The sequence below is a fragment of the Rahnella laticis genome, assembly GCF_015644585.1.
Lineage (GTDB): Bacteria > Pseudomonadota > Gammaproteobacteria > Enterobacterales > Enterobacteriaceae > Rahnella > Rahnella laticis.
In genome coordinates, this window is record NZ_JADOBI010000014.1 from 113,152 (window position 1) to 134,782 (window position 21,631).

18 protein-coding genes and 2 tRNA genes are annotated in these 21,631 nt (G+C 53.6%); 4 read left to right on the plus strand and 16 right to left on the minus strand.

All coding sequences use genetic code 11. From position 1 onward, the window contains the following. Positions 1-50 precede the first annotated feature (50 nt). Positions 51-2,075, minus strand: coding sequence for a DNA helicase Rep (rep, locus tag IV433_RS22920; protein ID WP_195816089.1), 2,025 nt, complete (start codon positions 2,073-2,075; stop codon positions 51-53). A 177-nt stretch (positions 2,076-2,252) separates the two neighbouring features. On the opposite strand from rep, the gene ppiC reads away from it, so the two are divergent. Next, a complete protein-coding gene (gene ppiC / locus IV433_RS22925; RefSeq protein ID WP_015690589.1) occupies positions 2,253-2,534 on the plus strand; it encodes a peptidylprolyl isomerase PpiC in 282 nt (93 codons plus the stop codon). A gap of 102 nt (positions 2,535-2,636) precedes the next feature. On the opposite strand, the gene ilvC is transcribed toward ppiC, so the two are convergent. Beyond that, positions 2,637-4,112, minus strand: a complete 1,476-nt coding sequence (ilvC, locus tag IV433_RS22930; protein WP_056772344.1) for a ketol-acid reductoisomerase — start codon at positions 4,110-4,112, stop codon at positions 2,637-2,639. A 186-nt stretch (positions 4,113-4,298) separates the two neighbouring features. Between ilvC and ilvY the strand changes: the two genes are divergently transcribed. Beyond that, the gene (gene ilvY, locus IV433_RS22935) at positions 4,299-5,180 is read left to right on the plus strand and encodes an HTH-type transcriptional activator IlvY (RefSeq protein ID WP_195816090.1); all 882 of its coding nucleotides are present in this window, start codon (positions 4,299-4,301) and stop codon (positions 5,178-5,180) included. A 58-nt stretch (positions 5,181-5,238) separates the two neighbouring features. Here ilvY and ilvA read toward each other — a convergent pair whose 3' ends face one another. The 7 genes from ilvA to IV433_RS22970 all read right to left on the minus strand — a co-directional run bounded on the left by ilvA (position 5,239) and on the right by IV433_RS22970 (position 13,184). Beyond that, a complete protein-coding gene (gene ilvA, locus IV433_RS22940) occupies positions 5,239-6,783 on the minus strand; it encodes a threonine ammonia-lyase, biosynthetic (protein WP_101079473.1) in 1,545 nt (514 codons plus the stop codon). Between the two features lie 5 nt (positions 6,784-6,788). After that, the gene (ilvD, locus tag IV433_RS22945) at positions 6,789-8,639 is read right to left on the minus strand and encodes a dihydroxy-acid dehydratase (RefSeq protein WP_195816091.1); all 1,851 of its coding nucleotides are present in this window, start codon (positions 8,637-8,639) and stop codon (positions 6,789-6,791) included. A 73-nt stretch (positions 8,640-8,712) separates the two neighbouring features. Then, the gene (locus IV433_RS22950) at positions 8,713-9,642 is read right to left on the minus strand and encodes a branched-chain amino acid transaminase (protein WP_101079475.1); all 930 of its coding nucleotides are present in this window, start codon (positions 9,640-9,642) and stop codon (positions 8,713-8,715) included. A 16-nt stretch (positions 9,643-9,658) separates the two neighbouring features. Next, the gene (gene ilvM / locus IV433_RS22955; RefSeq protein ID WP_101079476.1) at positions 9,659-9,922 is read right to left on the minus strand and encodes an acetolactate synthase 2 small subunit; all 264 of its coding nucleotides are present in this window, start codon (positions 9,920-9,922) and stop codon (positions 9,659-9,661) included. Continuing rightward, on the minus strand, positions 9,919-11,565 hold the full coding sequence (gene ilvG / locus IV433_RS22960) for an acetolactate synthase 2 catalytic subunit (protein ID WP_195816092.1): 1,647 nt from the start codon (positions 11,563-11,565) through the stop codon (positions 9,919-9,921). The genes ilvM and ilvG overlap by 4 nt, the downstream gene beginning before the upstream one ends. 146 nt (positions 11,566-11,711) lie before the next feature. After that, positions 11,712-11,813, minus strand: coding sequence for an ilv operon leader peptide (gene ilvL / locus IV433_RS22965; protein WP_015699153.1), 102 nt, complete (start codon positions 11,811-11,813; stop codon positions 11,712-11,714). 132 nt (positions 11,814-11,945) lie between these two features. After that, on the minus strand, positions 11,946-13,184 hold the full coding sequence (locus IV433_RS22970; protein ID WP_101079478.1) for an MFS transporter: 1,239 nt from the start codon (positions 13,182-13,184) through the stop codon (positions 11,946-11,948). A gap of 367 nt (positions 13,185-13,551) precedes the next feature. On the opposite strand from IV433_RS22970, the gene IV433_RS22975 reads away from it, so the two are divergent. Next, complete coding sequence (locus IV433_RS22975) at positions 13,552-15,087, plus strand: YifB family Mg chelatase-like AAA ATPase (RefSeq protein ID WP_195816093.1); 1,536 nt, start codon at positions 13,552-13,554, stop codon at positions 15,085-15,087. A gap of 32 nt (positions 15,088-15,119) precedes the next feature. On the opposite strand, the gene IV433_RS22980 is transcribed toward IV433_RS22975, so the two are convergent. After that, a complete protein-coding gene (locus IV433_RS22980; protein ID WP_095924170.1) occupies positions 15,120-15,458 on the minus strand; it encodes a DUF413 domain-containing protein in 339 nt (112 codons plus the stop codon). Between the two features lie 118 nt (positions 15,459-15,576). Between IV433_RS22980 and hdfR the strand changes: the two genes are divergently transcribed. Further along, positions 15,577-16,401 carry an HTH-type transcriptional regulator HdfR gene (gene hdfR, locus IV433_RS22985; RefSeq protein WP_152324746.1) on the plus strand — a complete coding sequence of 275 codons (825 nt, stop codon included), beginning with the start codon at positions 15,577-15,579 and terminating at the stop codon, positions 16,399-16,401. A 12-nt stretch (positions 16,402-16,413) separates the two neighbouring features. Here hdfR and yjfF read toward each other — a convergent pair whose 3' ends face one another. The 6 genes from yjfF to IV433_RS23015 all read right to left on the minus strand — a co-directional run bounded on the left by yjfF (position 16,414) and on the right by IV433_RS23015 (position 21,585). Then, the gene (gene yjfF / locus IV433_RS22990; protein ID WP_195816094.1) at positions 16,414-17,400 is read right to left on the minus strand and encodes a galactofuranose ABC transporter, permease protein YjfF; all 987 of its coding nucleotides are present in this window, start codon (positions 17,398-17,400) and stop codon (positions 16,414-16,416) included. Continuing rightward, positions 17,400-18,419 (minus strand): galactofuranose ABC transporter, ATP-binding protein YtfT, encoded by a 1,020-nt coding sequence (gene ytfT / locus IV433_RS22995; RefSeq protein WP_195816095.1) that lies wholly within the window; start codon positions 18,417-18,419, stop codon positions 17,400-17,402. The genes yjfF and ytfT overlap by 1 nt, the downstream gene beginning before the upstream one ends. 10 nt (positions 18,420-18,429) lie before the next feature. Beyond that, a complete protein-coding gene (gene ytfR / locus IV433_RS23000; protein ID WP_195816099.1) occupies positions 18,430-19,911 on the minus strand; it encodes a galactofuranose ABC transporter, ATP-binding protein YtfR in 1,482 nt (493 codons plus the stop codon). A 111-nt stretch (positions 19,912-20,022) separates the two neighbouring features. Continuing rightward, positions 20,023-20,979 (minus strand): galactofuranose ABC transporter, galactofuranose-binding protein YtfQ, encoded by a 957-nt coding sequence (gene ytfQ, locus IV433_RS23005; protein WP_101079483.1) that lies wholly within the window; start codon positions 20,977-20,979, stop codon positions 20,023-20,025. A gap of 400 nt (positions 20,980-21,379) precedes the next feature. After that, positions 21,380-21,455 (minus strand) — tRNA-Trp (locus IV433_RS23010). A 53-nt stretch (positions 21,456-21,508) separates the two neighbouring features. After that, a tRNA-Asp gene (locus IV433_RS23015) sits at positions 21,509-21,585 on the minus strand. Positions 21,586-21,631 lie beyond the last annotated feature (46 nt).

Genomic DNA, 21,631 nt, shown 5'->3' on the forward strand with positions numbered 1-21,631 from the left:
CGCGTACCGAGTAATGAGGCAGGGCTTATCCCCTGCCTTTTCTTTGCCTGTCAGCTTCCGCCTTTGGCTTTCGCCAGCTGCTCACGGATTTTCTCCAGATGGCTTTGCCCTTTCACCATACGCTCCTGCGCACTGACCACTTTACGCTCACTTTCCCAGGCTAAATCATCCTGCGGCAGTTCCATCAGGAAGCGGCTGGGTTCAGGACGAATTAATTCCCCGTACTGGCGACGTTCGCGACAAAGCGTAAAAGTCAGCTCTTTTTGGGCGCGGGTGATGCCCACATACGCCAGACGCCGTTCTTCATCGACATTGTCTTCATCGATACTGCTCTGATGCGGCAATAATCCTTCCTCCATACCGACCAGAAATACATAGGGGAATTCCAGACCTTTCGAGGCGTGCAGCGTCATCAGCTGAACCTGATCCAGCTCTTCGTCACTTTCACCGCGCTCCATCATGTCTCGCAGCGTAAAGCGCGTGACCACCTGCGTGAGCGTCATCGGCTCATCCAGATCGGTGCCCTCAAGCATTTCGGTCATCCAGCTGAAAAGCTGATTGACGTTTTTCATGCGCATTTCCGCCGCCTTCGGGCTCGGCGAAGTTTCAAACAACCAGCTTTCGTAATCAATGCCGTGGATCAGATCCCGTACCGCCGCGACCGGTTCGCGTTCGGCCAGCTCAGAAATCGTGCCCATCCAGTGCGTAAACCGTTGCAATGATTCCAGGCCGCGCCCGGTCAGATACTGGCTAAGCCCCATATCAAAACTGGCTTTAAACAAACCTTTGTTGCGCTGATTTGCCCACTCGCCGAGCTTTTGCAGCGTCGCGGCACCGATTTCACGACGCGGCGTATTCACGATACGCAGAAATGCGCTGTCGTCGTCAGGGTTAGTCAGGACGCGCAGATAGGCCAGTAAATCTTTAATTTCAGGCCGCGAGAAGAACGACGTGCCGCCGGAAATGCGGTACGGAATGCGGTTCTGCATCAGCATTTTTTCAAACAGGCGTGACTGGTGGTTACCGCGATACAAAATCGCGTAATCGCCATAGCCGGTCTTGTTGATAAAGTGATGCGCAATCAGCTCGCCGACCACGCGCTCGGCTTCGTGATCTTCATTGTTGGCGGTCACTACTTTCAGCGTTTCGCCGTAACCCAGCTCCGAGAAAAGCCGCTTCTCGAACACATGCGGGTTGTTGGCTATCAGGATGTTGGCCGCTTTCAGAATGCGCTGCGAGGAACGGTAGTTCTGTTCAAGCTTAACGACCTGCAACTGCGGGAAATCTTCTTTGAGCAGCACCAGGTTTTGCGGCCGGGCACCACGCCAGGAGTAAATAGACTGATCGTCGTCGCCAACTACGGTAAAACGTGCGCGGTTGCCAACCAGCAGTTTCACCATCATGTACTGACTGGTATTGGTGTCCTGATATTCATCGACCAGCAGGTAGCGCAGTTTATTCTGCCAACGCTCGCGCACCTCTTCATTCTTCTGCAACAGCAGCGTCGGCAGCAGGATCAGGTCATCGAAATCGAGGATATTACAGGCACGCATATGGTCATGATAAAGCCCGTAGCAGTGCGCGAAGATCTGATCGCGCTCCGATCGCGCAAGGCCCGCCGCATGGGACGGATCAACCAGATCGTTCTTCCAGTTTGAGATCGTCGAGATCAGCTGTTGCAACAGCGTTTTGTCGTTTTCCAGCCACTTCTCGCTCAGCTCTTTGAGCAGCGCCAGCTGGTCCTGATCGTCGAACAGGGAGAAATTGGATTTCATGCCCAAAGCGGCAAATTCGCGTTTGATGATTTCCAGCCCCAGCGTATGGAAAGTCGCGATCAGCAAGCCGCGTGATTCTTTACGCCCAAGGGTTTGCGCCACACGCTCTTTCATCTCGCGCGCCGCTTTATTGGTGAAGGTTACAGCCGCAATGTGACGGGCCTGATAGCCGCACTCACGGATCAGGTGTGCGATTTTATTGGTAATCACCCTGGTTTTGCCGGAGCCAGCCCCCGCCAGAACCAGGCAGGGTCCGGTGACGAATTCGACGGCATGTTGTTGGCTGGGGTTTAATCGCATGGCGTATTTTTGCTCACCTGATGGACAAGGACGGCGATTGTAGCAGAAACGTCGCCTGAGATTGACAGCCTTTACGGTGCAATTTGTGATGTCTGGAATGCAGGGCAGAGTCCACATACGGCGTTGCAGATGTTACATTACGCCCCTGGAAACACTCTCGCATAAAAGGTCTCAATCATGGCAAAAACTGCTGCAGCAATGCATATCCTTGTTAAGGAAGAAGCACAGGCGCTCGATCTTCTGGAACAGCTGAAGAACGGTGGCGATTTCGAAAAACTGGCTAAAAAACACTCTACCTGCCCGTCAGGCAAAAAAGGCGGCCATTTAGGTGAATTTAAGCAAGGCGCAATGGTGCCAGCTTTCGATAAAGTGGTTTTCTCTGCGCCGCTGATCGAACCACAAGGCCCGCTGCACACCCAGTTTGGCTACCACATCATTAAGATCCTGTACCGCAACTGAGTTACCGTTCCGGCGCAGTAAAAAGAAAGGGCACCGCATTTTCATGCAGTGCCCTTTTTATTTATCTTCCGAAAACCCTGAAGAATTCGAGTACGAAGGGGATCAGCTCGCTACTGCGATGCGTTTCATATCAGTCATATAACCACGTAAAGTGCGGCCGATTGACTCGATTGGGTGGTTGCGGATAGCTTCGTTAACGTCACGCAGCTGCGCGTTATCAACCTGAGTTTCTGCAACCGATTTACCCAAATCACCCGCCTGCAGGGTGGTCATGAATTCTTTCAGCAACGGTACTGCTGCGTTAGCAAACAGGTAGTTACCGTATTCTGCGGTATCAGAGATAACCACGTTCATTTCGTACAGACGCTTACGCGCAACGGTGTTGGCGATCAGCGGCAGTTCGTGCAGTGATTCGTAGTAAGCGGATTCTTCGATGATGCCGGAAGCCACCATGGTTTCGAAGGCCAGCTCAACCCCCGCTTTCACCATCGCGATCATCACAACGCCGTGGTCGAAGTATTCCTGCTCAGAAATTTTACCGTCGAACTGTGGTGCGTTTTCGAACGCAGTTGCGCCCGTTTCTTCACGCCAGGTCAGCAGGTTTTTGTCGTCGTTCGCCCAGTCAGCCATCATGCCGCTGGAGAATTCGCCGGAGATGATGTCGTCCATGTGTTTCTGGAACAGCGGCGCCATGATCTCTTTCAGTTGTTCAGACAGTGCGTAAGCACGCAGTTTCGCCGGGTTGGACAGACGATCCATCATCAGCGTGATACCGCCTTGTTTCAGTGCTTCGGTGATAGTTTCCCAGCCGAATTGCAGCAGTTTTTCTGCGTACGCTTCGTCTACGCCGTCAGCAACCAGTTTGTCGAAGCACAGCAGGGAACCGGCCTGCAACATACCGCACAGGATAGTCTGCTCACCCATCAGGTCAGATTTTACTTCTGCAACGAAAGAAGATTGCAGAACACCGGCACGGTGGCCGCCTGTTGCAGCTGCCCAGGCTTTAGCAATCGCCATGCCTTCGCCTTTCGGGTCGTTTTCCGGGTGAACGGCGATCAGCGTCGGAACGCCGAAACCACGTTTGTATTCTTCGCGAACTTCAGTACCCGGACATTTTGGAGCAACCATCACGACGGTGATGTCTTTACGGATTTGCTCGCCCACTTCTACGATGTTGAAGCCGTGGGAGTAACCCAGCGTTGCGCCATCTTTCATCAAAGGCTGAACCGCTTTAACCACAGCACTGTGCTGTTTGTCTGGCGTCAGGTTAACGACCAGGTCAGCCTGTGGGATCAGTTCTTCGTAGGTGCCGACTTTGAAGCCGTTTTCGGTCGCTTTACGCCATGAAGCACGCTTCTCAGCAATCGCTTCTGCACGCAGGGTGTAGGAAACATCCAGACCGGAATCACGCATGTTCAGACCCTGGTTCAGGCCCTGTGCGCCACAGCCTACAATCACCACTTTTTTACCTTTGAGGTAGCTGGCTTCGTCCGCGAATTCATCGCGACCCATGAAGCGGCATTTGCCCAGTTGTGCCAGCTGCTGACGCAGGTTCAGTGTGTTGAAATAGTTAGCCATGTCTTGCTCCGTTCTATCGAGGTAAGTGCTGTTATTTTTTGTTTCACCGGTAAGCCGGTGAACGCCGTGAATTCACTATATGTCATGCGACACATTGCTTAAATTGATATATTACGAAGATGACGTTGCAAAAAATGCAATATACTTCGTTTGACCTTTGCGTAACTAAAAAGCCGGGACTTCTTTATGGATTTGCGTGATCTGAAACTGTTCTTACATCTGGCGGAAAGCCGCCATTTTGGCCGTTCGTCGAAGGCGATGCATGTCAGCCCATCAACGCTGTCGCGCCAGATCCAGCGGCTGGAAGAAGAACTCGGCCAGCCGTTATTTCAGCGTGACAACCGCACCGTGCAACTGACCAGCGCGGGTGAACAGCTCAAAACTTTTGCCCAGCAAACGCTGCTGAGTTACCAGCAACTGCGCAGCGGGCTGGATCAGCATGGCCCGACGCTCAGTGGCGAGCTGCATTTATTCTGCTCGGTCACCGCTGCGTACAGCCACCTGCCCCCTATTCTTGACCGCTTCCGCGCGCAACATCCGCTGGTCGAAATCAAACTGACCACCGGCGACGCCGCCGACGCGGTCGAAAAAGTTCAGTCCACCGAAGCGGACCTGGGGATTGCAGGCCGCCCGGAAAGCCTGCCGGGAAGCGTGGATTTCACGCAGATCGGCGAAATTCCGATGATCCTGATTTCCCCGTCTCTGCCGGGCGCGGTGCGAACACAAGTCAGCGTGCCGCATCCCGACTGGTCACAAATTCCGTTTATTCTTCCTGAGCACGGCCCGGCGCGAAAACGTATCGACATCTGGTTCAAACGAAACCGTCTGAACAATCCGCTGATTTACGCCACGGTGTCCGGCCACGAAGCGATTGTGTCAATGGTCGCGCTCGGTTGCGGCATCGCGCTCATTCCGTCGGTCGTTGTCGATAACAGCCCGGAACCAGTGCGCAACCGTATTTCCGTTCTGGATAACGTCACGCTCGGCGCGCCGCTGGAACTGGGCGTCTGCGTGCAGAAAAAACGCCTGAACGAACCGCTGATCGAGGCGTTCTGGCAATTGTTATAACCTGCGTTCGCGACAAAATAATGGCAAAGAAAAAGGGCCCGTTCGGGCCCTTCGGTTTTTAGCCCGCCAGGAAGAAGCGGAACGCAGGATTATCACTTTCGTTATGACAGTCATAGCCCAGCGCCGTCAGGTTCTTCTCGAACTCCGGCTCTTCTTCGTTCAGCTCAAACGCGGCCAGTACACGACCAAAATCGGTGCCGTGACTGCGATAATGGAACAGTGAAATATTCCAGTGCGTGCCCAGCGTATGCAGAAATTTCAGCAACGCGCCCGGTGATTCCGGGAACTCGAAGCTGTAAAGCCGCTCGCGTAAAGGCTTGGTTGGACGCCCGCCCACCATATAACGCACATGCAGTTTCGCCATTTCATCATCAGATAAATCGACCACCTGATAACCGTCGTGATTCAGCTCGGCGATGATTTCCTGCCGTTCTGCGTGGCCTCGTGTCAGACGTACACCCACGAAAATGCAGGCGTTGTCAGCGTCGGCGTAACGGTAGTTAAACTCCGTGACTGAACGGCCACCGAGCAACTGGCAGAATTTCAGGAAGCTGCCTTTGCGTTCCGGAATGGTCACCGCCAGCAGCGCTTCGCGTTGTTCACCCAGCTCGCAGCGCTCAGACACATAGCGCAGGCCGTGGAAGTTCACGTTCGCGCCGGAAAGAATATGCGCCAGACGCTCGCCCTGAATGTTGTGCTGCTGCACGTATTTCTTCATGCCTGCCAGCGCCAGCGCCCCGGAAGGCTCGGCGATAGCGCGGACATCTTCGAACAAATCTTTTACCGCCGCGCAGATGGAATCGCTGTCGACGGTGATCACGTCATCAAGATATTCACGGCACAGACGGAAGGTTTCGTTACCGATACGCTTCACGGCCACGCCTTCAGCGAACAGCCCGACACGCGCCAGATCAACCGGTTCACCGGCATCCAGCGCCGCCCGCAGGCAGGCTGAATCTTCGGCTTCTACGCCAATCACTTTGATTTGCGGCATCAGCTGTTTGATTAACACCGCGACGCCAGCGGCCAGGCCGCCACCGCCGACCGGTACGAATACGCGATCAAGATGCGCATCCTGTTGCAGCAATTCCATCGCCAGCGTGCCTTGTCCGGCGATCACCGCCGGATGATCAAACGGCGGCACAAAGGTCATGCCCTGCTTTTGCGAAAGCTCGATAGCTTTGCCTTTGGCTTCGTCGAAATTCGCGCCAAACAGCAGGACTTCGCCGCCGAAATTACGCACCGCATCAACTTTGATATCCGCCGTAGCAACCGGCATAACAATCAGAGATTTAATGCCTTTTTTGGTCGCCGACAACGCGACGCCCTGCGCGTGATTTCCGGCAGAAGCCGTGATCACGCCGCGTGCCGCCTGTTCTTCCGTCAGGCTGGCAATCATGGAATATGCGCCGCGCAGTTTAAAACTGTGAACAGCCTGGCGGTCTTCCCTCTTCACCAGAACGGTGTTGCCTAACCGGGAAGAGATCTTTTCCATGACCTGCAAAGGCGTAACCTGTGCGACTTCATAAACCGGCGCACGCAGCACGGCACGCAGATATTCTGCGCCGCACGGCTGGTCGGGTAGAGGTTGTGATACCGCCATGGCCCTTAGCCTCCCAGCTTAGACTTGTCGCGGACAGCGCCTTTGTCAGCACTGGTCGCCAGCATTGCGTAAGCCCGCAGCGCATAAGACACCACACGTTCACGGTTTTTCGGCGTCCAGGCTTTGTCGCCGCGCGCCAGTTCGGCTTCATGACGGGCTGCCAGTTCGGCCGCAGGAACGTCGAGCACCATGCTGCGGTTAGGAATATCGATGTCGATCATGTCGCCATCTTCCACCAGCGCAATCAAACCGCCGCTGCCCGCTTCCGGAGAAACGTGGCCGATAGACAGACCTGAAGTCCCGCCGGAGAAACGACCGTCGGTGATCAGCGCACACTCTTTGCCCAACCCCATGGATTTCAGGTAAGTGGTCGGATACAGCATTTCCTGCATGCCCGGCCCGCCTTTTGGCCCTTCGTAGCGGATCACCACGACATCACCGGAAACCACTTTGCCACCGAGGATCGCAGCGACTGCGTCATCCTGGCTTTCGTACACTTTAGCCGGGCCACGGAACACCAAATTGGATTTATCCACGCCCGCAGTTTTAACGATGCTGCCCGCTTCCGCGATGTTGCCGTAAAGCACGGCCAGGCCGCCGTCTTTGCTGAAGGCGTTCTCCAGTGAACGGATACAACCGTCGGCGCGGTCATCATCGAGCGTATCCCAGCGGCAGTCCTGTGAGAAAGCCTGCGTGGTACGGATACCCGCCGGGCCTGCGCGGAACATTTTTTTCACGGCTTCATCCTGAGTCAGCATGATGTCGTATTTATCCAGCGTCTGGCTCAGGTTCAGGTTCAGGATGTTTTTCACATCGCGGTTCAGCAGGTTCGCGCGGTCCAGTTCGCCCAGAATCGCCAGTACGCCACCGGCGCGGTGAACGTCTTCCATATGATATTTCTGGGTGCTCGGCGCAACTTTACACAGATGCGGAACCTTGCGTGACAGACGGTCGATGTCGGTCATATCGAAATCAATGCCGCCTTCCTGCGCGGCAGCGAGCAGGTGAAGAACGGTGTTCGTGGAACCGCCCATGGCGATATCCAGCGTCATGGCATTTTCGAATGCGGCTTTGCTGGCGATGCTGCGCGGCAATGCGCTTTCATCGTCCTGCTCGTAATAACGTTTGGTCAGTTCAACGATGCGACGACCGGCGTTCAGGAACAGGTCTTTACGATCAGCATGAGTTGCCAGTAATGAACCGTTGCCTGGCTGAGACAGGCCCAGCGCTTCGGTCAGACAGTTCATGGAGTTGGCGGTAAACATCCCGGAACAGGAACCGCACGTCGGGCAGGCAGAACGTTCGATTTGTTCGCTGTCGGCGTCGCTAACATTCGGGTTTGCGCCCTGAATCATCGCATCGACCAGATCGAGTTTGATGATTTTGTCGGACAGCTTGGTTTTACCGGCTTCCATCGGGCCGCCGGAAACGAAGATCACCGGAATGTTCAGGCGCAGGGACGCCATTAACATCCCCGGGGTGATTTTGTCGCAGTTGGAAATACACACCATGGCGTCGGCGCAGTGCGCGTTCACCATGTATTCCACGGAGTCTGCAATCAGCTCGCGTGAAGGGAGTGAATACAGCATGCCACCATGCCCCATGGCGATCCCGTCATCCACGGCAATGGTGTTGAACTCTTTGGCAACGCCGCCGGAAGCTTCGATTTGCTCGGCAACCAGTTTACCCAGATCACGTAAATGCACGTGGCCCGGAACGAACTGGGTAAAGGAGTTCACAACGGCAATAATTGGCTTACCGAAATCATCGTCGGTCATGCCGGTGGCACGCCATAAAGCGCGGGCGCCAGCCATGTTGCGGCCATGAGTCGTGGTGTGGGAACGGTACTTAGGCATGCTCTATTCACTCCAAATCATTTCTGTTTAGCAGGCGACGATGACATCGCCTGCATATTTCTTGTTCTTTAGACTACTGCGGGTTGATTGGATCCAACCAACCCCATTTGTCTTCGGTTTTACCGGTGAACAGACCGAAGAACGCATCCTGAATTTGTTTGGTGACCGGACCACGTTTGCCGATGCCGACCTGAATGCCGTCAACGCTGCGAACTGGCGTGATTTCTGCAGCAGTACCGGACATGAAGACTTCGTCAGCCAGGTACAGAGATTCGCGGGAAAGAACCTGCTCGCGAACTTCCAGGCCCATGTCTTTCGCCAGTTTAATAATCGCGTCACGGGTGATGCCCGGCAGCGCAGAAGAGGTGAACGGAGGCGTGAACAGAATGCCGTCCTTCACTTCGAACAGGTTTTCGCCTGCACCTTCAGAAACGTAACCGTGAACGTCCAGCGCGATACCTTCCTGATAACCGTGGCGGCGTGCTTCGCTGCCCACCAGCAGAGAAGACAGGTAGTTACCCCCGGCTTTCGCCGCGGTCGGGATGGTGTTAGCTGCTACACGGTTCCATGAAGAAACCATTGCGTCGATCCCCTGCTCGAGCGCTTCTTCGCCCAGATAGGCGCCCCAAGGGAAAGCGGCAATGATCACGTCAGTTTTGTAGCCATCCGGCGGGTTTACGCCCATACCCACATCGCCAACGAAGACCAGCGGACGAATATACGCGCTGACCAGATTGTTTTTGCGCAGGGTTTCGCGGCAGGCTTCCATCAGTTCATCAACGCTTTGGGAAACCGGCATACGGTAGATTTTTGCGGAATCGCGCAGACGCTGCATGTGTTCACGGTGACGGAATACGACAGGGCCTTTGTGGGAGTCGTAGCAACGCACGCCTTCGAATACGGAGGTGCCGTAATGCAATGCATGGGACATTACGTGTACTTTCGCTTCTGCCCACGGAACCATCTCGCCATTGAACCAAATGTAATCAGCTTTCTTCGTCATTCTCTCGTTCCTTTACTCACGCATTCGCGCGTATTTGTTGTGATGTATGTTGCTGGATCTCGACACAGGCGACATCCATAAGTTTGCTTAACTGTGAAGACAGTAAATCTACCGGCCGCTGGCTGGCAACGGTCAATTCGATATTTATATTTTCCGCATTGACCATCGGGGTCATGTTCATTGCGCACACCTGAAAACCACGGTGGCGAACAACGCGTAATACGCGTTCTAACATTTCGGGGCGGAAACGGGCCTGGATTGAGACGTTATGCTGCATCATGACATTTTCTCCAACATGGTTTCGTTGCCTGCGCCCGGTGGAACCAGTGGCCAGACATTCTCGTTTTCGTCGATGGAAACCTGGAGCAAATACGGGCCTTCGCTATTGAAGAACGCGTCCAGAGCGGCATCGACTTGGTCTTTACGGTGGATGCGCTGGCCAGGGATATTGAATGCGCTGGCCAGCGTCACAAAATCGGGGTTATCAGAGAGGTTGGTTTCACTAAAGCGTCCGTCGAAAAACAATTCCTGCCACTGCCGGACCATCCCTAACCGCTGGTTGTCCAGCAGCAGGATTTTGACGGGCAGCTGTTTTCGCTTGATGGTGCCCAGCTCCTGAACGTTCATCATGAAAGAACCGTCGCCGGAAACGCAGATCACCATGTCATCCGGGCGGGCAACCTGCGCGCCAACGGCAGCAGGAACGCCGAAGCCCATCGTGCCCAGACCACTGGACGTGATGAAGTTTTCCGGGCGGGTGAACTGCATGTGCTGCGCGGTCCACATCTGGTGCTGGCCGACATCGGTAGTAACAACGGTATTGGCAGATTTGCGATCGGAGATTTGTTTCAGCAGCAGCGGTGCGTAAATAGCTTCGCCCGGATGGTCGTAACGCCATTCGCCCTGCGCTTTCAGGGTCATCACTTCATCGCGCCAGGCGTTGATGTTCAGCGGCTGTTGCAGCGCCGGTAACAACGCATTCAGATCACCCTGCAACGCGACGTGCGCCTGACGTAATTTGTTCAGTTCCGCCGGGTCGATGTCCATGTGGATAACGGCGGCATTCGGCGCGAAGGTATTCAGTTTGCCGGTCACACGGTCATCAAAACGCGCCCCGACGGCAATCAGTAAATCACAGGACTGAACGGCCAGATTCGCGGCTTTCGTGCCGTGCATCCCCAGCATCCCCAGATAACACGGGTCGCTGGAATCCGGCGCGCCAAGGCCTTTCAGCGTGGCAACCGCAGGAATACCGGTCGCCGAGATAAATTCACGTAATGCCGGAACCGCCTGAGCGATGCCAACGCCGCCGCCCACGTACAGCATCGGTTTTTGCGCTGCGGCAATCATCGCGCTGGCTTGTTTCAGTTCAGCAGCCGGATGCGGGAACGTTTCTTCGACCGCAACCAGATGCGGCGGTAATTCGCCAACCGCTAACTGGATATCTTTCGGGATGTCGATCAGAACCGGGCCCGGACGCCCTGAGCTGGCGATGGCAAACGCTTCAGCCATGATTTCCGGCAGCGCTTCCAGAGATTCCACCAGGAAACTGTGTTTGGTACAGGCCAGAGATAATCCTAAAACATCGATTTCCTGGAAGGCGTCGGTGCCGATAAACGCGGAACCGACCTGACCGGTGATAGCCACCAGCGGAACGGAATCGAGCAGCGCGTCAGCCAGGCCGGTGATCAGGTTGGTGGCACCAGGCCCGGAAGTGGCGATACAAACACCGACTTTTCCGGTAGAACGGGCATAGCCGATGGCGGCCATTGCGGCACCTTGCTCATGCCGGCACAACAGGTGTTCCACGCCGCCGTCATACAGTGCATCGTATACCGGCATGATTGCCCCGCCAGGATAACCAAATACTGTATTTACACCCTGCGCACGCAACGCTTGTACTACCCACTGTGCTCCGTTCATCTTTATTCTCCTGCCTTTTTGCGACAAGTGCAGAATATTATGCTGTTGCTCATTTTCCGACCCCGCTTCGCTGTTCTCTGAAATTCCTGACCAAAAAAAAACCCCGGACCTTTCGGTGCGGGGTTTCTTTTCAGGTTCAGGCTTGTTTAATAAGCCTTTCTTCGTCCAAGTGCAGCCCCGCACGGTGGGATAATAATCACCACCACGCTAATCACGACTAGGCTAACTACGAGGAGAAGGGCTTTCATTTTTTGGTTTCTATAATTCATCTTGCGAACGATTGCCTACAGAGTTATCACAGTAATGCATTTAATGACAACACTTTTCTTGCGTTATTATTTGCGACGCGCTGCACAATCCGGCAAAAATAATCTGAAAAATCAAACCTTAGCAGGCTGATCTGTTCTCTGATTATTTATTGCTCCCGTTATCGCTTTTCCGCGTGTATCCCGCCCGAATGCAACCAGTACAGAAATCACGATCGCCACCGTCCCGGCGACAATCGCCATCGCCAGCCCGTAGTTATGTCCGTGACTTTCGGCAATGCCTGCCTGCAATGTCGCATTGACCGACGCCAGCAAATTCCCGAGCTGATAAACAAATCCGGGCAATACGGCGCGGGTGTTCGCAGGCACCAGCTCAGTGAGATAAGACGGCACCACGCCCCACGCGCCCTGCACCATAAACTGCATCAGGAAAGCGCCAAGACCGATGGTCCAGGTTCCGCTGGAAAATGCCCACAGCGGGATCACCGGCAATGACAGTAAGGCCGCGATAATAATGGCTTTTTTACGACCAATCTTCTCTGAAAGCGTACCGAAGAAGATACCGCCAATGATTGACGCAATGGTGTAACCGATAGCAATCAAACTGACCGTATGTGCATCAAAACCGTGCTGAACTTTCAGGAATGACGGGTAGAGATCCTGCGTTCCGTGGCTGAAGAAATTGAAGGCCGCCATCAGCACGACCAGATAAACACAAAGTTTCCAGTGGGATTTGAGCACCGGCAACAGCGCAGTGCTTTCCTTGCGTTCACGGGCAGCAAGCCAGACCGGCGATTCCTGCACCTTGAACCAGATGAAAGGCAGCAGGAAGATCGGCACCGCACCGATGACAAACATTCCGCGCCAGCCAACCATCTCCGAAAACAGCCCGTAAACCACCGCAGCCAGCAGATACCCGAACGGATAACCGGCCTGGAAAATACCGGACATCATGCCGCGCGAACGGTCAGGAATAGTTTCCATCGCCAGTGAAGAAGCCACGCCCCACACGCCGCCCATCGCCACACCATAAATCACGCGCAGGATGAGGAAAACGGTCAGCGACGGCGCAGCGGCCGTGCAGAGTTCAAAAACGGAAAAGCAGGCAATATTCACCATCAGCACCGGTTTACGCCCGTATTTTTCCGCGGCTCGCCCGAATACCAGCGCGCCAATGGGCCGCACCGCCAGTGTCAGCAAAATCGCCAGCGTGACTTCTTTAATATCGACATGAAAGGCTGTCGCTATATCACTGAGAAGAAAGACTAAAATGAAGAAATCGAAAGCATCGAGCGTCCAGCTTAAAAAGCTGGCGATGGCAACATTACGCTGCCGGGAGGTCCAACCAAACATGGGTTTATCCCTATTCCGGAATAGCTGTAGGCAGTGCTCTCACTGAACTGTTCCGGAAAATCCTCAGCGAGGCAGAGAGATGTTAATCAATGATTGATATTTGTTTCTTTATTGTTAAATACATAAAGATTAAACACCTCTGCCTGTATAAACAGCAACTTAATTAGCCCGCTAATTTGTTTCCGAAGACCTCAATTTGTTAATGAGTATTACCGCGAGTGCGGCGCACTACGCACTGCCGCAATGCAACCTGATGAACCCGCGAGTCTTTTTACGTGACGCTGCGCATTTGGCAGATCTTCTTCCCAAAATCGTTACCGACTGCGGCATGCTGCCTTTCAGGAAAATTCACAGCCAAGGAAGAAGCATGTCATTAGCCGTGGTGTATACCCGCGCATCACTGGGTGTTCAGGCTCCCGGTGTCTCCGTCGAAGTGCATATCAGTAATGGCTTACCGGCCCTGACGCTGGTCGGCCTGCCCGAAACCACCGTCAAAGAGGCCAGAGACCGAGTCCGCAGCGCCATCATCAACTGTGGTTTCAGTTTTCCACCCAAGCGTATTACGGTGAATCTCGCCCCTGCCGACTTACCCAAAGAAGGTGGCCGGTATGATTTATCTATCGCGCTGGCGATTCTGGTGGCCTCTGAACAGCTTAAAGGCGACAGACTGGAGAAGTATGAATTTCTGGGTGAACTGGGACTGTCGGGTACTTTGCGCAGCGTTAACGGCGCAATTCCTGCTGCGCTCGAAGCACAAAAAGAAGGCCGGATATTAATTTTGCCGCAAGCCAATCAGTCCGAAATGACGCTGCTTGACCCCGGCGTCGCCAATATTGCCGGACATCTGCTACAGGTTTGCGCTTTTTTGCAGGGCGAGGATAGCCTGCCGGCGATTGAATATCCGCCCGTTACGCCGGAACCGGCCTGCCAGCCTGACATCGCCGATATCATTGGTCAGGTACAGTCAAAACGTGCGCTGGAGGTCGCCGCCGCCGGAGGCCATAACTTATTGCTAATCGGGCCGCCGGGCACCGGGAAAACCATGCTGGCGAGCCGTTTACCCGGATTACTTCCCCCGCTCAGCAACGAAGAAAAACTCGAAACCGCCGCTATCGCCAGCCTGGTGTATAACCCGGAAGATGACGGTGAGTTTTCGCGAGTACGGCCTTTCAGGGCGCCGCATCACAGTACGTCAATCAGCGCGCTGGTCGGCGGGGGTTCTCTGCCCAAGCCGGGAGAAATTTCGCTGGCTCACAATGGCGTCCTGTTTCTGGACGAGCTTCCGGAATTCCAGCGTCAGGTGCTGGATGCTTTGCGCCAGCCGATGGAATCAGGCGAAATTACGATTTCCCGGGCGCGGGCAAAAGTCCGTTATCCGGCCAGAGCCCAGCTGATTGCAGCGATGAATCCCAGCCCGACCGGACACTATCAGGGGATCCACAACCGTACGACTCCACAGCAGGTTTTACGCTATCTGGGCAGGCTTTCCGGCCCTTTCCTGGATCGGTTTGATTTATCGATTGAAGTGCCGCTGTTGCCGCCCGGAATTTTGAGCCAGCAAAACCATACGCCGACAGCGCGGGAAAGCAGTGCGCAAGTTCGGGAACGGGTATTAGCCGCACGGGAGGTTCAGCTGAAACGCGCGGGGAAAATCAATGCGCGGCTGAACAGCAGCGAAGTCGAAATTTACTGCGTTTTAAAAAAAGCGGATGCGGAATTTCTGGAAGAGGTCCTGCATAAACTGGGATTGTCAGTGAGGGCGTGGCACCGGATCCTGAAAGTTGCGCGAACATTAGCCGATTTAGGAGGAGAAGAATCGATTGAACGAAAACATATTGCAGAGGCGCTGAGCTATCGCACCATGGATAGGCTATTGTTAACTTTACATAAGAATCTGGCATAAAAAAACGGGGCATCGCCCCGTTTCATTAGTCGTCAGTCGTCGCTTTCCGTATAGTCTTCTACAGCGTCAGCCTGCGGTTTGCCGCCGGACAGCGTGTGGAATTTCTTCGGACGACGGGTGCGGACAATATATTTGTTCCACACTTTTTCTGCATCTGTCACAGGTTCGCGTGTACCACGGCAAACCTCCAGGAACAGCTTTTCTTCGTCGGTAACGGGCTCACGTTTCCCCAGATCCAGCTCATTAAAAGCGAAGCCGTAACGTTCTAGCATTTGCGCTTCTTTAATGGTGAAATCGCCATGCCGGGAGAACCCGCGAGGGTAATGTTTATTATCAAAAAAACGATTTGTCGTGGTGAAGCTTTCCGCCATCTGACACGCTCCTAATTCTCTCATGGTCGTGCTGTTATGGCGCGGAGTATTAGTTAGGCTTGACATTGTGTAAAACAAAACATTTAAATCTTAACGACAAAAATTATTGGAGATAGTTTTGGACACGGAATTACTGAAAACCTTTTTGGAGGTCAGTAGAACTCGCCACTTTGGTCGGGCGGCGGAATCCCTTTATCTGACGCAATCGGCTGTCAGCTTTCGTATCCGGCAACTGGAAACCCAACTTGGCGCTAATTTGTTCACGCGGCATCGCAATAACATCCGCTTAACGCCCGCAGGAGAACGCCTGCTGCCCTATGCCGAGAATCTGATGTCTACGTGGCAAATGGCGAAAAAAGAGGTTGTACGCTCGTTACAGCACACAGAATTGTCGATTGGCGCTACGGCATCGCTTTGGGAAGCCTATCTGACACCCTGGATGCAGTCGCTTTATACCCAACGTGACACGCTGAGACTCGAGGCGCGCATCGCTTTACGCCAGTCTCTGGTCAAACAATTACATGAAAGACAACTGGATTTACTGATCACCACTGAGCCACCCAAGATGGATGAGCTGTCGAGCCAGTTGCTGGGTAATTTCTCGTTACGACTTTTTTCGTCGAAGAAAACGGTCAGAGGGGAACAAACGCCTTACGTGAAACTGGAATGGGGCGCAGATTTTCCGCAGCAGGAAAAGCTGCAAAACAGCGATCAGGAACCGGTGCTGACCACAACGTCTGCGCAGCTGACGCGTCAGTTGCTGGAAAATACAGGTGGCTGCGCTTTTCTGCCAGCGCACTGGGCAAAAGAATATCCGCAACTCGCCGCGCACGAAGATGTTCCGCCAGTGATCCGCCCGTTGTACGCCGTCTGGCTGCAAAACAGCGATCAGCAGGTTCTGATCCGTCAGTTACTCAAAACACCGCTGATCACTAACTTCTGACGCCGTCCTGGCTCAGGACGGCTCTGGTCGCGGATGGCGCGCCCTTCTGGCAGTCCAGAAGGTGCCCATGCCTTTTTGCAGTCCGATAAAGATAAACAGTAAAACGCCCATGACGATTTTCGTCCACCATGAACTGAGCGTGCCATCAAACGTGATGTAAGTCTGGATAAGCCCCTGAATTAAGACGCCGAACAAACTTCCAAGCACCGTTCCCACGCCGCCGCTCAAGAGTGTGCCGCCAATAACGACAGACGCAATCGCATCAAGCTCAACGCCGCTGGCCGCCAGCGCATACCCCGCAGACGTGTAGAGAGAGAAGATGATCCCCGATAACACCGCCAGCGTACTCGACAGCATGTAGATATAAATCGTTGTGCGTCTGACGGGAACGCCCATCAGCGCCGCAGATACATTGCTGCCGCCCACGGCATAGACGTTGTTACCGAAACGCGTACGGTGAGCCAGAATGATGCCGCCAAAGACGACCAACAGCATTACCAGTGCAAGCAACGTGAAACGGCCACCGCCCGGCATTTTCCACGCATAGTTGGCGAGAAAATCATAAACGGGATGATTAATCGGCAGAGATTCTTCAGAGACGATAAAGCTCATACCGCGCACGAAAAACATCCCCGCCAGGGTGATGATAAAGGCCGGGAGTTTCAGTGTGTCGATGATCCAGCCCATCAGCGCCCCGAACATTGCCCCCATCAGCAGGACAATCACAAACGCATAACCCGGCGCGACGCCGTAATCTCCAATCAGTTTTGCCAGCAATACTCCGGTAAACGCAATAACAGAACCGACAGACAGGTCGATCCCACCCGAGAGAATCACAAATGTCATCCCGACGGCCACGATGCCGAGAAACGCGTTATCCGTCAGTAAATCAAAGAACACGCGCGTCGATGCAAACCCGGGGAATTGCGTGAAGCAGTAAGCGTATCCGGCAAGAAAAACCACTATCGTAATCAGCAAGGGCAAATTTCTTTTAAGCATTATCCCTTCCTCCGGAACAGATTACTGAAGGAAACGCGCGGTGATTGCACCACCAGCACGGCCAGAACAACCAGCGCTTTCAGAACCAGGTTGAATTCCGGTTTAAAGCCGGATAACAGAATGCCCGTATTCATCCCCTGAATAATCAGTGCGCCGATAACGGAAAGCAGGAGATTAAAACGCCCGCCAAGCAGCGAACCGCCGCCGATGACGACGGCAAGAATAGCGTCGAGCTCCAGCCATAATCCTGCGTTGTTGGCATCAGCACCGCGGATATCCGCCGTGACAATGACGCCCGCGACTGCCGCGCATATCCCGCAAATAACGTAGGTGGAAATGAGCACCAGCCGCGCATTAACACCGGCGTTATAAGCAGAGCGGATATTGATGCCAACAGACTCGATAAATAGCCCGAGCGCGGTTTTACGCGTAAGCCCCCAGACCAGCATCAGCATGACGGCAGCAATAATCACCGGCATCGGCAGGTAAAACAGCGAACCACTGCCGAACTGAGAAAGACCGTTGTGCTCGAAAGTGACAATCTGCCCTTCCGTAATCAACTGTGCGATACCGCGCCCGGCTACCATGAGCATCAGCGTGGCAACAATGGGCTGAATCTGCAAAACGGCGACCAGAAAACCGTTCCAAAGACCGCACACTGCGCCGACGCCTACCGACGCCAGCAACACCACCATCAGCGGATATCCCTGAACCGTCATCGTTGCCGCCGTCGCACCGGCAATCGCCATCACAGCACCGACAGAAAGATCGATACCGCCCGTGGCGATAACCAGCGTCATACCGAGAGCCAGCAGAGCCACCGGCGCGCCGCGGTTAAAGATATCAACCAGGCTGCCAAACAGGCGGCCATCCTGAATATGAATAGAGAAAAAGCCCGGTGCGACCAGGCTGTCGATCAGTAATATTGCGACAAAAGCGCCGATCTGCGTGGCGCCTTTGGGAAATACCCATCTCACTTTGCGTGGTCTTCCTGTCATCGGCAGACTCCTGTTACTCATCGGTATCTCCTCATTGAGCCGCGATGGCTTTCATAATGGCTGGCACGGAGATCTCGGCCTGCTCAATTTCAGCAACATGACGACGGTCGCGCAGCACCACGATACGGTCGGCATAACCCGCCAGCTCTTCCAGTTCAGACGAAATGACCAGCAGCGCCAACCCTTCATCGCAAAGCTTTTCAATCAGGCGAATAATTTCCGCATGCGCACCGACGTCAATCCCGCGAGTGGGTTCATCGAGAATAAGAAAGCGGGGATTGGTCGCAAGCCAGCGGGAAAGCAGGACTTTTTGCTGATTGCCACCAGAAAGGTACTGAATTTCCTGCTCAGTGCCGGGCGTGCGGATACCCAGAAGTTTGATAAACTTTTCGGCAATCTGATGCTGTTCTTTCATCGGTAAAGGACGCAGCCAGCCACGCTGAGCCTGCAACGCCAGAATGATATTTTCGCGAACCGTTGCCGCACCAATAATCCCGTCGGTTTTACGATCTTCAGGGCAATAGCCAAACCCGAGCTTCGCTGCTTTTCGTGGCGTATTGATCGTTTCCGCATGGCCATCGACCTGCGCATTACCGCTGTCATGGCCTTTAATGCCAAATATCAGCTGGGCGGTTTCCGTGCGGCCAGAACCCAGTAGCCCGGCCAGTCCGACGATTTCTCCACGACGAACTTTCAGATCGAAATGTTCAACCACGCCACGACGACCATAATTTTTGAAATCGACTAATGGCTCCCCTGTGACATTCCGGTGCTCGGTGCGTTTAAGCAGGCTTTCGTCAAAACTGTGCCCCAGCATCATCGGAACCAGCTCAATGCGCGGCAGATCGGCGGTACGCTCCGAGCCGACGCGTTTGCCATTACGCAAAACGGTAATGCGGTCGCTGATACGATAAACCTGGTCGAGAAAATGAGTCACAAAGATCATGCCGACGCCTTTGTTGCGCAGCTGCACAAGAATATCCAGCAACATGCTGACTTCTCTGGCATCCAGGCTGGCGGTCGGTTCATCGAGGATGAGAACCTGAGCGGAAAGGTCTACGGCACGGGCAATGGCCACTATCTGCTGTATGGCAATGGAATATGTGGAAAGTGGCTGGCTGACATCCAGGTGTAATCCGTAGCCTTCGAGAAGCGCTTCAGCCTGCTGTTCCATTTTGCGCTGATTCACCAGCCCGAAACGGGTAGGTTCACGTCCGATAAACAGATTAGCGGCAACGGAGATATTCGGAAGAAGGTTTACTTCCTGATAGACCGTCCCAATCCCCAGAGACTGTGCGTCTGCGGTATTTACTGGTTCGATGGATTTCCCATTGAGAAAAACCTGACCTGCGGAGCGTTTATATACGCCGGTCAGCGCTTTAATCATTGTGGATTTACCGGCACCATTTTCCCCCAAAAGTGCAAAGATTTCGCCACGTTCGAGGGTGAAGTCGACATTTTCAAGCGCCTTTACGCCGGGGAATTCAACTGACAAGCCGCGCACTTCAAGCAGCGATATTGAATCTGGATTATCCGTCACGTCACTACTCCTGCTGCATTCGCCAGCGGCGAAAAGGGAATAATTTTTACCGGCTTACCCATGAGGCAAGCCGGTAAAATCGGCTTAATAACCCATGTCTTTTTTCATGTCGTATTCTTTCTGAGCCATATCAGGCAGGATTAAAGCGGACTGAGTCTGGATGAATTTCTTCGGCTGAGTACCGTCTTTTTTCATTGCGATCAGCGCATCAAATGCCGGACCAGCCATGTTTGGTGTCAGTTCGACAGAGGCATTCGCTTCGCCAGCCAGCATGGCTTTGTAGATATCCGGAACACCATCAATTGAAACGATTTTGATCTGCGAACCTGGTTTCAGACCGGCTTCTTTAATTGCCTGAATGGCACCGATTGCCATGTCATCGTTATGTGCGTAAACAGCGCAGATATTTTTGCCGTTTTGTTCGGCCTTGATGAAGCTTTCCATGACTTCTTTCCCTTTGCTGCGGGTGAAGTCGCCGGATTGTGAACGGATAATTTTGACATTAGGCGCGGCTTTCAGCGCATCGGCAAAACCTTGTTTACGGTTTAAAGCAACGCTGGCACCGACGGTTCCCTGCAATTCCACGACGTTACAAGGTTTACCCGCGACTTCTTTTACCAGCCAGTCACCGGCCACTTTACCTTCGTAAACGCTGTCGGAAGCGACCGCAGCGGTGTAAAGCGTCGGATCACTGACTTCGATAGTGCGGTCCAGCAGGAATACCGGGATCTTGGCTTCTTTGGCTTCAGTCAGAACAGGAGCCCAGCCGGTTGCGACGACAGGCGCGATGAAGATCGCATCAACACCTTGTGCGATAAAGGAACGTATCGCTTTGATTTGGTTCTCTTGTTTTTGCTGGGCATCCGCAATTTTCAGTGTTATGCCGCGCTTTTCAGCCTCTGATTTCGATACTTTAGTTTCAGCAGAACGCCACCCGGACTCAGAACCGATCTGCGAAAAACCCACAACCAGCGGAGCTGCCTGCGCCGCCCCACAAAGTGCTGTTGCAACTGCTGCTGCCACTAATAAGCGTTTGTACATGTCTTTTTCCTCGCGTGTAGTCTGAGCTACTTTTTGTTATGACTCGTTGGGTACGGCCAGGATGTTCATCCGACATATGCATTCCTCCCTCGCGATTAAAACGCCATAAAAGGGGGGAATGCCATATGCCAGAGTCGGGCAATCGTCATCGGACGATGATTAGGTTTAGTACACTGGAAAAATGGGAGCATGAGCGGTGTCACATACGGGGATAACAATCATTTAGTGCATGTATTTAGCCAAAACATGACAAAAAACAACCAGAAAACGGGGGGAATTTGAGCGTTATTGGTGCAAAAGTTTAGTGAAACGAGGATTAAATCTAAGTTGTATGGGCAAAGAGGAAAATGATAGAGGCATATAACAAAAAAGCCCCTCGCTTTCGCGAAGGGCTTTAATATGGCAGGGGCGGAGAGACTCGAACTCGCGACACCCGGTTTTGGAGACCGGTGCTCTACCAACTGAGCTACGCCCCTATATTACGCTTACTATTATGCCTGCTAATTTAGCAGGCATAATATTTAATAATTGGCGGAACGGACGGGGCTCGAACCCGCGACCCCCTGCGTGACAGGCAGGTATTCTAACCAACTGAACTACCGCTCCACCGGTTCTTTCACTTACATCAGAAATCGTCTGATACAAGTTTGTT

What these genes read in the sequence shown, in the direction of transcription:
- rep (WP_195816089.1), bottom strand. Translation starts at nt 2,075, where the DNA reads ATGCGATTAAACCCCAGCCAACAACATGCCGTCGAATTCGTCACCGGA.
- ppiC (WP_015690589.1), top strand. Translation starts at nt 2,253, where the DNA reads ATGGCAAAAACTGCTGCAGCAATGCATATCCTTGTTAAGGAAGAAGCA.
- ilvC (WP_056772344.1), bottom strand. Translation starts at nt 4,112, where the DNA reads ATGGCTAACTATTTCAACACACTGAACCTGCGTCAGCAGCTGGCACAA.
- ilvY (WP_195816090.1), top strand. Translation starts at nt 4,299, where the DNA reads ATGGATTTGCGTGATCTGAAACTGTTCTTACATCTGGCGGAAAGCCGC.
- ilvA (WP_101079473.1), bottom strand. Translation starts at nt 6,783, where the DNA reads ATGGCGGTATCACAACCTCTACCCGACCAGCCGTGCGGCGCAGAATAT.
- ilvD (WP_195816091.1), bottom strand. Translation starts at nt 8,639, where the DNA reads ATGCCTAAGTACCGTTCCCACACCACGACTCATGGCCGCAACATGGCT.
- IV433_RS22950 (WP_101079475.1), bottom strand. Translation starts at nt 9,642, where the DNA reads ATGACGAAGAAAGCTGATTACATTTGGTTCAATGGCGAGATGGTTCCG.
- ilvM (WP_101079476.1), bottom strand. Translation starts at nt 9,922, where the DNA reads ATGATGCAGCATAACGTCTCAATCCAGGCCCGTTTCCGCCCCGAAATG.
- ilvG (WP_195816092.1), bottom strand. Translation starts at nt 11,565, where the DNA reads ATGAACGGAGCACAGTGGGTAGTACAAGCGTTGCGTGCGCAGGGTGTA.
- ilvL (WP_015699153.1), bottom strand. Translation starts at nt 11,813, where the DNA reads ATGAAAGCCCTTCTCCTCGTAGTTAGCCTAGTCGTGATTAGCGTGGTG.
- IV433_RS22970 (WP_101079478.1), bottom strand. Translation starts at nt 13,184, where the DNA reads ATGTTTGGTTGGACCTCCCGGCAGCGTAATGTTGCCATCGCCAGCTTT.
- IV433_RS22975 (WP_195816093.1), top strand. Translation starts at nt 13,552, where the DNA reads ATGTCATTAGCCGTGGTGTATACCCGCGCATCACTGGGTGTTCAGGCT.
- IV433_RS22980 (WP_095924170.1), bottom strand. Translation starts at nt 15,458, where the DNA reads ATGGCGGAAAGCTTCACCACGACAAATCGTTTTTTTGATAATAAACAT.
- yjfF (WP_195816094.1), bottom strand. Translation starts at nt 17,400, where the DNA reads ATGCTTAAAAGAAATTTGCCCTTGCTGATTACGATAGTGGTTTTTCTT.
- ytfT (WP_195816095.1), bottom strand. Translation starts at nt 18,419, where the DNA reads ATGAGTAACAGGAGTCTGCCGATGACAGGAAGACCACGCAAAGTGAGA.
- ytfQ (WP_101079483.1), bottom strand. Translation starts at nt 20,979, where the DNA reads ATGTACAAACGCTTATTAGTGGCAGCAGCAGTTGCAACAGCACTTTGT.